We start from the raw sequence: 15,417 nt of genomic DNA on the forward strand, positions 1-15,417 counted from the left end.
ATAAAAACAGATGTTCTATAATACTTTCCCATGCAACTTCAAAATTTTCCGAACGAAAATAAATTAATAGTTAGTAACATTCGTAAATGTTACATTTGTGTTACATTTTGTTTTTTGAATGAATTTTCAGATAATTTTGCGTTATAATAATTACTATTAAAATAAAAGGGGAGTTTCTATGAATAGACAAGAACGTTTTTCATTAAGAAAATACAAATTTGGTGTAGCCTCAGTTTTATTAGGGGCTGTTTTGGTATTTGGATCTGCACAAGCGAGTGCTGAAGAACAGGCGGCCAGCCAAACGAGTGCTGGAACACAGCTTGTAGCCACTACTCAACAGGCACCTGCTGAAGAAGAGCATTCACAAGCAACAGAAGCAAGTACAGCAGTTGCTAGTGAGAAAGTAGCAGTTGCAAAAGAAGCAACAGTTGCTGAAAAGACAACGAATGCAACAGAAGCAGCTCATGTTGAAAAAACAGAAGCTCCGAAAGAAGCAGCTACTGTTCCAGAAACAAAACAGGAAGTAGCGGAAAAACCTGTAGAAAAAGCAACAGAAGTGGCTACTGCGACAAGTTCGGAAACAACGAATCGCCATGAGGCAGCTGAAAAACCTCAAAGCATCGAAAGTGACGAAATTATTACAGTTCCCCAAACCTGGAAGCAAGGCTATAAAGGGGAAGGGCTGGTTGTCGCCGTCATTGACTCTGGCTTGGATGTGAACCACGAGGTTCTTCGGATTACCGATCCTTCAAAAGCTAAGTTTAAAAACCAAGAAGAAATCGAAGCTGCTAAGAAAGCAGCAGGAATTGATTACGGTAAATGGTACAACGACAAGGTTGTCTATGCCTATGACTATTTTGATGGGACCGACAATATCAAAGAGGCCGAAAGAGATTCTCATGGGATGCACGTTACAGGGATTGCAACAGGGAATCCTGATAAAGAAGCAGGAAACGGAGAAAAGATCTATGGTGTAGCACCAGAAGCGCAAGTTATGTTTATGCGTGTCTTTTCAGATCGTCAAAAAACAACGGGTTCTGCTCTTTATGTAAAAGCAATTGATGATGCTGTAGCTCTTGGTGCAGATACCATCAATATGAGTCTTGGATCTTCTACTGGTTCTACGGTCAATGCAGGTTCAGATATCATTGACGCCATCAAACGGGCGCGTGCTAAAGGTGTATCTGTCCTAATCTCTGCAGGAAATAGCAATACTTTTGGGAATGGCTATTCAAGACCAGCTGCAGAAAATCCAGATTACGGCTTGGTCGGAAACCCATCAACAGTAGAGGACTCTATTTCTGTTGCTTCAATCAATAATAAAATCATTACCACAGAGGTTTTCGAAGTCAAAGGTTTGGAAGGTAATGCAGAAGTAGATAACGGGAAGTTTGACTACAGTAAATCTGCAACAGATACAGACTTTGAAAAAGGTAAAGAATATGAGTATGTATCAGTTGGTCTTGGGAAAGAAGATGATTTCAAAGATCTAGATCTTACCGGTAAATTGGCGCTTATCCAACGCGGGGAAATTCCATTCTCAGAAAAGATTGCCAATGCCCTCCATCATGGTGCAGTAGGGGCCATGGTTTACAATAATGTAGAAGGATCTAATCTTGGAATGGCAATTGATGGAGATGCTAAGAAAATTCCATCTGTCTTCATTTCAAAACGCTATGGGGAAGCTCTGAAAGCTGGATCTTACAAAGTTGTCTTTAACAATACCATGGCTAACCGTCCATCTCCAGAAGCAGACCAATTGTCTGATTTCTCAAGCTGGGGAGTGACAACCGATGGTCAGTTGAAACCAGATGTCACAGCACCTGGTGGGAATATCTTTTCTTCTTTAAATGACAATACCTACGGGGATATGAGTGGTACAAGTATGGCCTCTCCTCACGTAGCAGGTGTGGCAGCCTTGGTTAAAGAATACCTTGTGAAGAACCATCCAGAATTGACTCCAGAACAAGTTTCTGCAACTGTGAAAGCCTTGATTATGTCTACAGCTAAACCACATGTTGACAAAGAAACTGGTGTCTATACTTCTCCACGTCAACAAGGTGCAGGGGTTGTCGATACAGCCGCAGCCGTTTCAACAGACTTGTATGTGACTGGTGAAAACAACTATCCAAGCGTCACTCTTGGTAATGTTGGAGATAGCTTTACCTTTGATGTCACAGTCCACAATATTTCAGATACCGATCGTACCTTGAAAATGTTGGTCAATACAGACACAGATGAAGTAAAAGATGGTAAATTTACCCTTCGTCCACGTAAATTGACTGAAACAGCTTGGCCTGAAGTAACTGTGAAAGCTCATAGCTCTGAAACGGTTACAGTGAAAGTCGATACAAGTAAATTCACAGAAGAGTTGAGCAAAGAAATGCCGAACGGCTATTTCCTTGAAGGATTTGTTCGCTTTGTAGATCCGGCAGATGATGGGGATGTGGTCAGCTTGCCGTTTATGGGATTCAAGGGAGAATTCCAAAACCTTCCAGCTGTTGAAAAACCAATCTATGATTTGGTTCGCGAAGGAAAAGATGGCTTCTACTATCATGTTCCAAAAGATTTGAATATCTCCTCTAGTGCCAATGTTTCTGCGCTTGTTACCCTTCAAAATGATCTTCTCCTCACACAAGGAAAACGAGATGGTCGTCGGATGACAGTTCTTGGTATTGAAGAAAATGCGGAAGGTACACATTCTCTTCAATTAGATGAAAATGGAAATGTTCGCATCGCTATTTCGCCAAATGAAGATGGGAATAAAGACCTCGTTGAATACAAGACAGTTGCCCTTAGAAACATTGAAAACCTTCGTGCAACTGTTTATGCAGCAAGTGATACGGAACATAAAAATCCATTGTGGGAAGGAACTCCATCTGACCATCGTAAGAACTTCTTCAACGGAGACCAAAAGAACCCACGCAGCTACACACTAGATAATACTGCTTGGAATGGTACCGATGCAAATGGGAAAGCAGTAGCAGATGGTGTATATGATTATGTCATTCGTTACACACCAATGGTTCCTGGAGCTGAAGAGCAATCAACGACCTTCAAGGTTCGGGTCGATACTCAAAAACCAGTGATCACATCTGGATATATCCGTTTCAAAGATGGGGCTCAACAGTTTGTAGCACGTAAAGCCAAAGATGTTGGCGAAGGTGGTATCTTAACTGAAAAACTCGTCTACGTGACTCCATTCGATGATCAGGGGACAATGGTCCAAACCAGTGAAGATAAGAATGGTACACGTGCGCTTGAAAATTACCATGTGATCAAGGCCAATGCAGATGGTAGCTTCGATCTTCCTGAAAACATCGATAAGAAGAATATCTACTACTATGTAGAAGACTTTGCGGGGAACGTAGACTATGTTTCACTAGCAGATTTAGTTCGGGATCAAAATAGTGGTCGGGTTCAAATTGCAGTTCGTGACGTTAAAACGAACAAAGATTTGGATACTATGTATGTTTACCGAATCAAAGATAGCAATGGCCAATACGTATCAGTTGATAAGACAAAAGATATTAACTTCTTGAACTTTGGTCATTATACTGCAGAAATCTTTACGTATGATCGTACAGAAGTGAAATTTGTCAGCAGCTTGACGCAAGAGTTCGATTTGACAGAAGAGAATAGTTTCCAAACGATCACATTCCTTGCCAATACTTTAGAATATGCACCAGTTAGCATCAACTTTGATCAACCGGTTTCAAAAGCAGCTACGATCGTATTAAAAGGGGCAGATGGTGAAAACTTTGTCTTGCCTGCTGAAAAATATGGTAAAAATGGCTTTGGTAAATCTGTAGCAACTGGTCAATATACCTTGGTTGCAACTCTTCCTACAGGCTATGAACTAGCTGAGAAAGTACCAGTGATCTCAGTTGTCGCAGGACGCAACAATAATTATCGTATTGGAGTGATCTCAAAAGTGGATCTCTTGGCTGCTTTGAACAAGCAAGCAGATGTTACAAAGACAGCGCAATACTTCAATGCCAGTGCAGATAAGAAGGAAGCCTATGATCAAGCCTTGCAAGCTGCCCAAGCAGCCTTGACCAACAAGGTTAGTCAAGAGCAAGTCAACCAAGCTCTAGCTAGTCTTGAAGCTGCCAGCCAAGCTTTGGATGGGAAAGATTCAAACGTTGCGGCCTTGAAAGAAGCCATGCAGGCTTACGATGCTACGACTAAAACTGGTCGTTATGCCAATGCCAAAGAAAAAGTACGTCGCGACTACGATCGTGCTTTCCAAACAGTTGCCTTGCTTGCAGTTGATCCAACTGTGAAACAAGAACAAATCAATCAAGCACTTGCTGAGCTTAGCCGTGCAGAAGGAAAATTAAACGGGAAAGCAACTGATTTTTCAAGTCTTGAAAAATACATCAAGGAAGAATTGAAGTTCCAAGAAAAGAATGCTAAATTCATCTATGCTGGAAATGAAGAAAAAGAAGCTTACCTAGTAGCCTTCAAGGATGCACAAACTATCCTTTCAAATCCAGGAGCAAGCCAACAAGATGTGAAAGATGCTTTGACAGCCTTGAAGAATGCCAAGAAAAAACTTCATGGTAAAAAACCAAAAGCTGCAAGACGTCCATAAGAAAAACAACATTGTTTGTTAGCCTAAAATCCGTATGAAACGATTGTTTCATGCGGATTTTAATTTACAAGTCACTAAAAATCTGCTATAATACTAGTCAAGAAAGAAGGGCTTATGGCGTTTTTCTAGCGAGCTTGGGATAGTGAGAGCCAAGTAGAGCAAAGTAAGCAAGTGGCGCTTTCTCTCAGTAAAAAGCTGAGTAAAGTAAGATAAAATGAAGTAATAAATTAGGGTGGAACCGCGTTTCTGACGCCCCTAGGTCACAGACTTAGGAGCGAAGACACGGTTCTTTTTGTATCCTGAGTCACAAGAAACTTTATGAAAAAGGAGTATGCAATGTCTAAAAAACTAACCTTTCACTGCGTTAGTGGCAGAGACCTCCATACAGTCGGACTGCCCCACGCTCAGCACTAGGGTGCCTGAGCTAAACGCAGTACTAACTCGTCTTGCCTCGTATGATCGACGAGGCAGACTCGTGTCGCAAGAAATCATTTAAATCAAGGAGTATTTAATGTCTAAGAAATTAACATTTCAAGAAATTATTTTGACTTTGCAACAATACTGGAATGACCAGGGTTGTATGCTCATGCAGGCTTATGATAATGAAAAAGGTGCGGGAACAATGAGTCCATATACTTTCCTCCGTGCCATTGGTCCTGAGCCATGGAATGCGGCTTATGTAGAGCCATCTCGTCGTCCAGCGGACGGTCGTTACGGGGAAAACCCAAACCGTCTTTACCAACACCACCAATTCCAAGTGGTCATGAAACCATCACCATCAAACATCCAAGAACTCTACCTTGAGTCATTGGAAAAATTGGGGATCAATCCTTTGGAGCACGATATCCGTTTCGTTGAAGATAACTGGGAAAACCCATCGACTGGTTCAGCTGGTCTAGGTTGGGAAGTTTGGCTTGACGGTATGGAAATCACTCAGTTCACCTACTTCCAACAAGTTGGTGGATTGGCAACTGGTCCGGTAACTTCTGAGGTCACTTACGGATTGGAACGTTTGGCTTCTTACATCCAAGAAGTCGATTCTGTTTACGATATTGAGTGGGCTCCAGGCGTTAAATACGGAGAAATCTTCCTTCAACCAGAATATGAACACTCAAAATACAGCTTTGAAGTTTCTGACCAAGATATGCTTCTTGAAAACTTCGAAAAATTTGAAAAAGAAGCAGGACGTGCTTTGGAATTGGGCCTTGTTCACCCAGCCTATGACTACGTTTTGAAATGTTCACACACCTTCAACTTGCTTGATGCACGTGGAGCTGTATCCGTTACAGAACGTGCCGGCTATATTGCCCGCATCCGTAACTTGGCTCGTGTCGTAGCCAAAACCTTCGTCGCAGAACGTAAAAAACTTGGTTACCCACTTCTCGACGAAGCCACACGCGCAAAACTCCTAGCAGAAGAGGAAGAATAAAAAGAGTTACAAGAATGGAAAATGGGCAAACAAAGTGAGCCCATATGGAACCCAGAGGCAAGTCGGAGACTTGCTAAAGGGATAGGCACCGCCGTACTGCTATATGGGGATTTTTGAAACGTGAGGTTCAAAAATCAGTTGGCTAAATCCACTTTGATGAGACCGTTGGAAATCGATGTCAAGAAGACAGAAGATTTCCCTACAGCCTCACAAAGTTAGTTAGCGACGTCCCCGGTACCTAAGGTGCCTATCAAAAAGAAGAATTTTGTAAAGGAAAAAACATGACAAAAAACTTATTAGTAGAACTTGGACTTGAAGAGTTACCAGCCTACGTTGTCACACCAAGTGAAAAACAACTCGGTGAAAAAATGGCAGCCTTCTTGGATGACAACCGACTTTCATACGAAGACATTCAAACCTTCTCAACACCACGCCGTTTGGCTGTCCGTGTGATTGGTTTAGCAGATCAACAATCGGATTTGACTGAAGATTTTAAAGGACCTTCTAAGAAAATCGCCTTGGATGCAGATGGAAACTTCTCAAAAGCGGCTCAAGGATTCGTCCGTGGAAAAGGCTTGACGGTTGATGATATCGAATTCCGTGAAGTCAAGGGTGAAGAGTACGTTTATGTTACGAAGCACGAAGCTGGAAAACCAGCTAAAGAAGTCTTGGCTGGCCTTCCAGAGGTGCTTGCTTCATTGACCTTCCCTGTTAGCATGCACTGGGCTAACAACACCTTTGAATACATTCGCCCAGTTCACACCTTGATCGTTCTTTTGGGCGACGAAGCACTCGACCTTGATTTCTTGGATATTAAGTCGGGTCGTGTGAGTCGTGGGCACCGTTTCCTTGGACATGAAGTAGAAATTACCAATGCGGATTCGTATGAAGAAGACCTTCGCACGGTTTACGTGATTGCGGATAGCAAAGAACGTGAAAACATGATTCGTGAGCAAATTAAGGCTATCGAAGCAGAACAAGGTGTTCAAGTTCAAATCGAAGAAGGACTTTTGAACGAAGTCTTGAACTTGGTCGAATACCCAACTGCCTTTATGGGAAGTTTTGACACTAAATATTTGGATGTTCCAGAAGAAGTTTTGGTGACCTCAATGGAAACGCACCAACGGTACTTTGTTGTACGTGACCTGGATGGTCAGCTGAAACCAAACTTCATCTCCGTCCGTAATGGGAACGCTGAGCACCTGGAAAATGTTATCCGAGGAAATGAAAAAGTCTTGGTGGCGCGTCTTGAAGATGGTGAATTCTTCTGGCGTGAAGACCAAAAACTTAAGATTGAAGACCTCGTTGCTAAATTGGCGAACGTGACCTTCCATGAAAAAATTGGTTCTCTTTCAGAACACATGGCGCGTGCGGGTGTTATTGCAGCGTCACTAGCTGAGCAAGCTGGTTTGACTGCTGAAGAAACGGCAGCCGTTGCTCGTGCAGCTGAAATCTACAAATTTGACCTCTTGACGGGTATGGTCGGAGAGTTCGATGAATTGCAAGGAATCATGGGTGAAAAATACGCCCTCCTCGCTGGTGAAGATGCTGCGGTTGCGACAGCTATCCGTGAGCACTACCTTCCTGATTCAGCAGATGGTGCCCTTCCAGAGACTAAGGTTGGTGCCATTCTTGCCCTTGCAGATAAATTGGATACCCTCCTTTCCTTCTTCTCAGTTGGCTTGATTCCATCAGGTTCCAATGACCCTTATGCGCTTCGTCGTGCGACTCAAGGAATTGTGCGTATCTTGGATGCCTTTGGTTGGCATATCCCTATGGATGAGTTGATTGACAGCCTTTACGGACTTTCATTTGATAGCCTTTCCTATGACAATCAAGCAGAAGTGCTCAACTTCATCAAGGCGCGCGTGGACAAGATGATGGGACGCACACCAAAAGATATCAAAGACGCTGTTCTTGCTGGTTCAAACTTTGTCGTGGCAGATATGTTGGAAGCGGCTGAAGCTCTTTCAGAAGCTGCGAAGACGGATGGTTACAAGGCAGCTGTTGAATCCCTCTCACGTGCTTTCAACTTGGCAGAAAAAGCAGATGCTTCAGTAGCAGTCGATGCAAGTCTCTTTGAAAATGATCAAGAAAAAGCCCTTTCTAAAGCGATTGAAGAGCTTGAATTGACTGGTTCAGCTAGTGACAAATTGGCTCAACTCTTTGCTCTTAGCCCAGTCATTGATGCTTTCTTTGACAATACTATGGTAATGGCAGAAGATGGGGCTATTAAAAACAACCGTTTGGCCCTTCTTGCAGGCCTTGTAGCGAAAGCTAACGCTGTTGCAGCCTTCAACCAATTGAACACAAAATAATGACCTGATGACAGGTAGAAAGTAGGTTTTATTATGACACCTGAAAAAATCGCTCGTATCAATGAGCTTGCTAAAAAGAAAAAAACAGAAGGTTTGACTCCAGAAGAAACAGTGGAGCAAGCAAAACTTCGTGAAGAATACATTGAGGGCTATCGTCGTTCGGTTCGTCACCACATCGAAGGGATCAAAATTGTGGATGAAGAAGGAAATGATGTAACACCTGAGAAACTACGCCAAGTGCAACGTGAAAAAGGTTTGCATGGCCGTAGCCTCGATGACCCTAATTCATAAGCAAAAGAGTGCTGGAAGAGACTTCAGCACTCTTTTTAATCTATAAAATTCAGAATATTCTGGACTAGATTGACCAATTTTTAAAAACATGGTATAGTAGATTGTATGAAAATTTGAAGTATACTTTTCTGAAAATGTACAGAAAAAGAATTGGAGTAATTATATGTCAAAAAAACATCATCCTGGTCAAGAAACCGAAAATGGGATGGTTCGTGGTCTGCAAAATCGGCATGTTCAGCTGATCGCTATTGCAGGAACCATCGGGACAGGACTCTTTCTTGGAGCCGGTCGTTCCCTTTCTTTGACAGGTCCTTCTATTATTTTAGTCTATATGCTGACTGGCGCCTTCATGTACTTGATGATGCGGGCGATCGGAGAAATGCTCTATATGGACCCTGATCAACACACCTTTATCAACTTTATCACCAAGTATCTAGGAAAAGGTTGGGGTTATTTTTCAGGATGGTCCTATTGGGTCTCCTTGGTATTTTTGGGAATGGCAGAGATCACCGCTGTTTCCAACTATGTCCAGCTTTGGTTTCCAAATTGGCCAGCCTGGCAGATTCAAATTATCTTTTTAGCGCTCTTAAGTTGTGTAAACTTGATCGCTGTGAAGGTTTTTGGAGAGGTTGAATTCTGGTTTGGAATGATCAAGATTGTCACTATTTTAGCCTTGATCGCAACAGGAATCTTTATGGTGACGACGAATTTTGAAACACCAGCTGGACACGCTAGCTTAAGTAACATTACCAATGGTTTTCAAATGTTTCCAAATGGTTGGGTCAAGTTCGTCATGGCCTTCCAAATGGTCTTCTTTGCTTACCAAGCAATCGAATTTGTTGGAATTACTACTTCTGAAACCGCTAATCCCCGCCAAGTATTGCCAAAAGCTATTAAAGAAATTCCAATCCGGATTGTAATCTTTTATGTAGGAGCTTTGTTGGCGATTATGGCTATTTTCCCTTGGCAACAGCTTCCTGTCAATAAGTCACCGTTTGTAACGGTCTTTCAGATGGTAGGAATCAAGTGGGCAGCTGGATTGATTAATTTTGTTGTACTGACAGCTGCTGCATCTTCCTTGAATTCCACCCTCTATTCAACAGGGCGTCACTTGTACCAGATTGCAAAAGAAACACCAAACAGCAAAGTGATGAATCGTTTGAAACTGAATAGCTTATCTCGTATGGGGATTCCAAGTCGCGCGATTATTTTTTCTGCGATTGTGGTTGCTGTTTCTGCCTTTATCAATGTCTTGCCAGGTGTCTCAGATGCCTTTGCCTTGATTACGGCCTCTTCTTCTGGTGTCTACATTGCTATTTACATTTTGACTATGCTTGCCCATCTTAAGTACCGTAAATCGAAAGAATTTATGCCAGATGGTTTTGTCATGCCAGCCTATAAAGTGTTGAATCCATTGACCATTGTTTTCTTCCTCTTCGTATTCGTTTGTCTCTTTTTGCAAGAATCAACATACATTGGAGCGATTGGAGCAACCATCTGGATCATTCTTTTTGGGATTTACAGCAATTGGAAACATAGTAAATAAACCGCAAGAGAGTGGGACAGAAATCGGTAATTCGTTAGAATTCGATTTCGTCGTCCCACCTCCGCACAGTTGAGTAGGGCTGTAAAAGCTGATGAAATCAGCGTAGTAGAGCCCACTCAACTACTGCGTCTTGCTCGACAATCCAAAAACAATAAAGATGCTAGGACTTTTGTCCCAGACTCTTTATTATTTCAGAGCTAGTTTGCTTTTTTAAGAAATTTCTTGGAGTGATTAAAAGAAAAACAGAGATGGAAGAAATTATTTTTCTTCCATCTCTGTTTTTTGTCCTTGAATGGCTTTTTTGAACCACCAAAGTGAGCCGACTAGGATCAGGGCAGCAAGCCAAAAAATCCAAGCCTCAATAGTGGTTAGAAAAAAGTAGAGAGCGATAGCATCGACCAATAAAAGTGGGATGAGAATCTGTTTTCTTATTTTCATAAGAATATTGTATCATAAATCCTAGAGGAAACAAGTGAAATCAAGCCTTTCTAGGTATTTTGTAGGATCCGAAAAGGGCAGATAGGATTAGTTAGTGAATTTTCTTTCAGGAGTGCATCTTGGTTCCATTTGTGGTAAAATAGTAAAGATATGAGTAAAGAATTTCATCATGTAACGGTTTTGCTTCATGAAACGATCGATATGCTGGATGTTAAGCCAGATGGGATCTATGTAGACGCCACATTGGGTGGGGCAGGCCACAGCGAATATTTGTTAACAAAATTAAATGAATCGGGCCATCTTTATGCCTTTGACCAAGATCAGCATGCGATTGAGAATGCTAAGATTCGTTTGGCACCTTTCATCGAGAAAGGCATGGTGACCTTCATTAAGGATAACTTTCGTCATTTGAAGGAACGTCTAAACGAATTGGGTGTGACTGAAATTGATGGAATCTGTTATGACCTAGGTGTGTCTAGTCCTCAGTTAGATGAACGGGAACGCGGATTTTCTTACAAGAAAGATGCGCCACTGGACATGCGGATGAATCAAGAAGCTTCCTTGACAGCCTATGAGGTCGTAAATAGCTACGATTACCATGATCTAGTCCGTATTTTTTTCAAATATGGAGAGGACAAATTTTCCAAGCAAATTGCGCGGAAAATTGAGCAAGCACGAGCAATTAAACCGATTGAAACGACGACTGAATTAGCAGAGATTATTAAATCTGCTAAACCAGCTAAGGAGCTCAAGAAAAAGGGCCATCCTGCTAAACAGATTTTCCAAGCCATTCGTATCGAAGTCAATGATGAACTGGGAGCTGCAGATGAATCAATTCAGCAAGCCATGGATTTGTTGGCCCTCGATGGTCGTATTTCTGTGATTACCTTTCATTCGTTAGAGGATCGATTGACCAAACAATTGTTTAAAGAAGCTTCGACAGTTGAGGTTCCAAAGGGGCTTCCCTTTATTCCAGATGATTTGAAACCAAAGATGGAGTTAGTCAACCGGAAACCTATTTTGCCAAGTGATGAAGAGCTTGAGGATAATAATCGATCCCATTCAGCAAAACTACGGGTTGCTCGAAAAATACACAAGTAAGAGGAATTGATATGGCAGCAAGAGATGAGAGAACAAGAACACAGGTACTGCAAGATCGCTTTCGCCGTTTCTCTAGAGTAGAAAAGGCTTTTTATGGGTCGATTGTCCTAACAGCTGTGATTTTAGCCATTAGTATCGTCTTTATGCAGACACGAATTTTACAAGTACAGAGTGAGTTGACTGATTTGAATACGGAACTAGAAGCCAAAAAGACGGAATTGGCAGATGTTCGTCAAGAGGTCAATGAATTAACACGTTATGACCGCTTATCACAGTTGGCTAGCTCCCAAGGAATGAAGCTGCAAAAAGAAAATCGAAAAACAGTGAGTGCAAGTAGTGATGAATAAATTTAAAAAATTTTTAATCAGGTATTCGATAAAGAAACGTCGCTTGCCGGATCAGAATCGAAAACAAGTTGGGAAAAATCTCAGTGTACTGGCGATTTTCCTCTTTTTTCTCTTTCTGATTAATTTTGCAATGATTATTGGGACTGACAAAAAATTCGGTGTGACCTTATCGGATCAAGCAAAAAAAGTCCATGAGGAGACGGTTATTGTTCCTGCAAAACGTGGAACGATCTATGACCGAAATGGAGCAGTAATTGCTGAAGATGCGACGACCTATAACGTTTATGCTGTTATTGATAAAAAGTACAAATCAGCAACCGGAAAAATCCTCTATGTAGAAGAGAGCCAATTTAAAAAAGTAGCAGAAATCTTTAAGCAGTACTTAGGGATGGATGAGGATTACGTCATTCAACAGTTGTCGCAAAAGAAATTGAAACAAGTTTCTTTTGGATCGAACGGAAACGGCATTACTTATAGTAATATGACAGCTATCCGTGAGGCCATGGAAGCAGCGAAGATTGAAGGGGTTGCCTTTACAACTAGTCCAAATCGAAGCTATAAAAATGGAGTTTTTGCCTCTCAATTTATAGGGCAGGCCTCTCTTCAAGAAGATAAAGAGGGGAATAAAACCTTGAAGGGGCAATCAGGAATGGAGAAATCCCTCGATCGTATTCTCGCTGGTCAAAATGGGGTTATCACCTATGACAAAGACCGAAACGGGAATATCGTTCCTGGTTCAGATAAGGTTTCTGTCAAAACAGAAGATGGGAAGGATGTATACACAACCCTTTCTGCGGAACTTCAAACCTATCTCGAAACCCGAATGGATGTTTTCCAAGAAAAAGTAAAAGGAAAGTATGTTAGTGCGACTCTTGTGAGTGCAAAAACTGGAGAAATCCTGGCGACAACGCAACGTCCATCCTATAATGCGGATACCAAACAAGGGTTGGATCTGAAAAACTTGAAAACCTGGAATACCATCCTTTATCAAGGTCAATATGAACCGGGTTCAACGATGAAGGTCATGTTATTAGCTTCGGCGATTGATCATGGAACCTTCCCAGCCTATAATGAAGTATACTACAGTAACGAACTACAAGTAAAAGATGCGACGATTCGTGACTGGGATGTCAATATGGGCTTGATGGATGGACGCTATATGAACATTGCTCAGGGCTTTGCCTATTCTAGTAATATTGGGATGACCAAGCTAGAGCAGAAGATGGGAAATAACGTCTGGATGAATTACCTCCACCGCTTCAAATTTGGTCTCTCTACCCGTTTTGGCATGGGCGATGAGAGTTTTGGAAGCCTTCCGGGTGATAACTATGTTACTCAAGCTATGTCTGCCTTTGGACAAGGGATATCTGTCACCCAAACGCAGATGTTGCGGGCCTTTAGTGCCATCGCTAATGATGGGCAAATGTTGGAGCCGAGGTTTATTAGTGCTATTTACGATAAAAAATCAGACACAGCCCGCAAATCAAAAAAAGAAGTTGTTGGAAAACCAGTTTCAGGATCAGCTGCACAACAGACACGGAACTATATGATCACCGTCGGAACAGATCCAGAGTATGGAACCTTGTACAGTGATGGACCCATCATTCAGGTACCCGGTCAAAACGTTGCGGTGAAATCAGGGACTGCCCAAATGGCGACAGATCAAGGATACTTGCAAGGAGAAAATGATTATATCAACTCGGTTGTAGCCATGACACCTGCAGAAGATCCTGAATTCATTATGTATGTGACGGTCCAACAACCAGAAGTGAAATTCTCAGCGACCAGCTGGGAAGAGCTGGTTAATCCTATTTTGGAAGATGCAGTTGCTTTAAAAGACGAATTGCATTTGACATCAGAGGCACCAACTTTGGATGATGTGACCAAAGAAACGACCTACAAAATCCCTTCAGTAGAAACTCTCTCTAAGGAGTTGAATCTGAAACAAAATCTGAGCCCAGGTGCTTATTCAGAGGAATTGCGTCGCAATTTGGTGCAACCAATTGTCCTAGGAACTGGGAAAAATATCCGCAAGATGTCTGTGGATGTAGGCTCTAAAGTCAAAGCCAATCAGCAAGTATTGTTATTGACAGAAGACTTTGATGCGGTTCCGGATATGTATGGTTGGACAAAGAAAAATGCGGACATCTTTGGAGAATGGACTGGAATTGAGATTACCTATAAAGGTAGTGGAAAGAAAGTAACCAAACAAAGTGTCAAAATGAACACCTCACTCAATAAAACTAAAAAGATTACGTTAACATTAGGAGACTAAGATGTATATTGCTACGATCCTTGTATCGTTTCTATTAACAGTGGCTGCTATTCCAGCCTTTATTCGATTTTACCATCGTGCTCATATTTCCGGGCAACAAATGCACGAAGATGTGAAACAACACAAAGCGAAAGCTGGCACTCCGACAATGGGTGGAGTTGTATTTCTCATTACAGCCGTTCTAGTTAGTTTTGTCGTTACCGTATTGACTGGAAATTTCACGCGCCCTGTTCAACTGATTCTATTTATCTTGATTCTATATGGAATTGTTGGATTTTTGGATGACTTTTTAAAAGTCTTTCGTAAGATTAATGAAGGTCTCAATCCAAAACAAAAATTGGCCCTTCAACTTGTTGGTGGAATCATCTTCTATATTTTTTCTGAACGCCACGGTGCAGGAAGCCTTTTAAATGTCTTTGGTTACGATCTTTACTTGGGCCATTTCTACATTCTCTTTGCTTTGTTTTGGTTGGTTGGATTTTCAAACGCGGTCAATTTGACAGATGGGATTGATGGATTAGCCAGCATCTCCGTTGCTATTAGCCTGAGTGCCTATTCCTTTATTGCCTATATGCAAGGAAAATGGGACATTCTCTTTGTGACTTTGAGTATGATTGGGGCCTTGCTTGGATTCTTTGTCTTCAACCACAAGCCGGCTAAAATCTTTATGGGCGATGTCGGTAGTCTTGCTCTTGGAGGGATGCTTGCAGCCTTGTCAATGGCTCTGCATGTCGAGTGGACGTTGCTCTTGATTGGTCTGGTCTATGTCATTGAAACAGGTTCAGTGATGCTACAAGTGACCTATTTCAAATGGACCAAGAAACGGTACGGGGAAGGACGTCGGATTTTCCGAATGACTCCTTTCCACCATCATTTAGAACTGGGTGGCCTTTTTGGCAATGGGCAAAACTGGTCAGAATGGAAAGTGGATGCCTTTATGTGGAGCATTGCCTTGGTGACAAGTGTCGTGACTCTAGTTCTTCTCTACCTATAAAACGACGGTGGGCTTTCCCATCGTTTTTTTACTGACTCAGAGAGACTTCGCTGGTTAGGAAAAATGACTCATAAGAGAGGC

Annotated in this window: 10 protein-coding genes; 9 read left to right on the top strand and 1 reads right to left on the bottom strand. The window is 42.0% G+C overall.

From position 1 onward, the window contains the following. Nucleotides 1–178 precede the first annotated feature (178 nt). From M1G14_RS08225 to M1G14_RS08245, 5 genes are all read left to right on the top strand, one after another. Complete coding sequence (locus M1G14_RS08225) at nt 179–4,597, top strand: S8 family serine peptidase (RefSeq protein ID WP_247926507.1); 4,419 nt, start codon at nt 179–181, stop codon at nt 4,595–4,597. 511 nt (nt 4,598–5,108) lie between these two features. Further along, nucleotides 5,109–6,026: a glycine--tRNA ligase subunit alpha gene (gene glyQ / locus M1G14_RS08230; RefSeq protein ID WP_002886077.1), complete on the top strand. Its 918-nt coding sequence runs from the start codon at nt 5,109–5,111 to the stop codon at nt 6,024–6,026. Between the two features lie 281 nt (nt 6,027–6,307). Beyond that, on the top strand, nt 6,308–8,344 hold the full coding sequence (gene glyS, locus M1G14_RS08235; protein ID WP_049474373.1) for a glycine--tRNA ligase subunit beta: 2,037 nt from the start codon (nt 6,308–6,310) through the stop codon (nt 8,342–8,344). Nucleotides 8,345–8,377: 33 nt separating this feature from the next. Beyond that, a complete protein-coding gene (locus M1G14_RS08240; RefSeq protein WP_003010384.1) occupies nt 8,378–8,635 on the top strand; it encodes a DUF896 family protein in 258 nt (85 codons plus the stop codon). A 163-nt stretch (nt 8,636–8,798) separates the two neighbouring features. Next, nucleotides 8,799–10,181 carry an amino acid permease gene (locus M1G14_RS08245; RefSeq protein ID WP_049474372.1) on the top strand — a complete coding sequence of 461 codons (1,383 nt, stop codon included), beginning with the start codon at nt 8,799–8,801 and terminating at the stop codon, nt 10,179–10,181. A 258-nt stretch (nt 10,182–10,439) separates the two neighbouring features. On the opposite strand, the gene M1G14_RS08250 is transcribed toward M1G14_RS08245, so the two are convergent. Beyond that, on the bottom strand, nt 10,440–10,619 hold the full coding sequence (locus M1G14_RS08250) for a hypothetical protein (RefSeq protein WP_042759811.1): 180 nt from the start codon (nt 10,617–10,619) through the stop codon (nt 10,440–10,442). A gap of 150 nt (nt 10,620–10,769) precedes the next feature. On the opposite strand from M1G14_RS08250, the gene rsmH reads away from it, so the two are divergent. Genes rsmH through mraY form a run of 4 tightly spaced genes read left to right on the top strand, consistent with a single transcriptional unit; the run spans nt 10,770 to nt 15,336 of the window. Further along, nucleotides 10,770–11,720 carry a 16S rRNA (cytosine(1402)-N(4))-methyltransferase RsmH gene (gene rsmH / locus M1G14_RS08255; RefSeq protein WP_024054758.1) on the top strand — a complete coding sequence of 317 codons (951 nt, stop codon included), beginning with the start codon at nt 10,770–10,772 and terminating at the stop codon, nt 11,718–11,720. Nucleotides 11,721–11,731: 11 nt separating this feature from the next. Then, nucleotides 11,732–12,067, top strand: coding sequence for a cell division protein FtsL (gene ftsL, locus M1G14_RS08260; protein WP_003003929.1), 336 nt, complete (start codon nt 11,732–11,734; stop codon nt 12,065–12,067). Continuing rightward, on the top strand, nt 12,060–14,342 hold the full coding sequence (pbp2x, locus tag M1G14_RS08265) for a penicillin-binding protein PBP2X (protein ID WP_247926508.1): 2,283 nt from the start codon (nt 12,060–12,062) through the stop codon (nt 14,340–14,342). The genes ftsL and pbp2x overlap by 8 nt, the downstream gene beginning before the upstream one ends. Nucleotide 14,343: 1 nt before the next feature. Continuing rightward, nucleotides 14,344–15,336, top strand: a complete 993-nt coding sequence (mraY, locus tag M1G14_RS08270; protein ID WP_009732320.1) for a phospho-N-acetylmuramoyl-pentapeptide-transferase — start codon at nt 14,344–14,346, stop codon at nt 15,334–15,336. The last annotated feature ends 81 nt before the right edge of the window (nt 15,337–15,417 follow it).

The organism is Streptococcus parasanguinis, assembly GCF_023109675.1.
GTDB lineage: Bacteria > Bacillota > Bacilli > Lactobacillales > Streptococcaceae > Streptococcus > Streptococcus parasanguinis_I.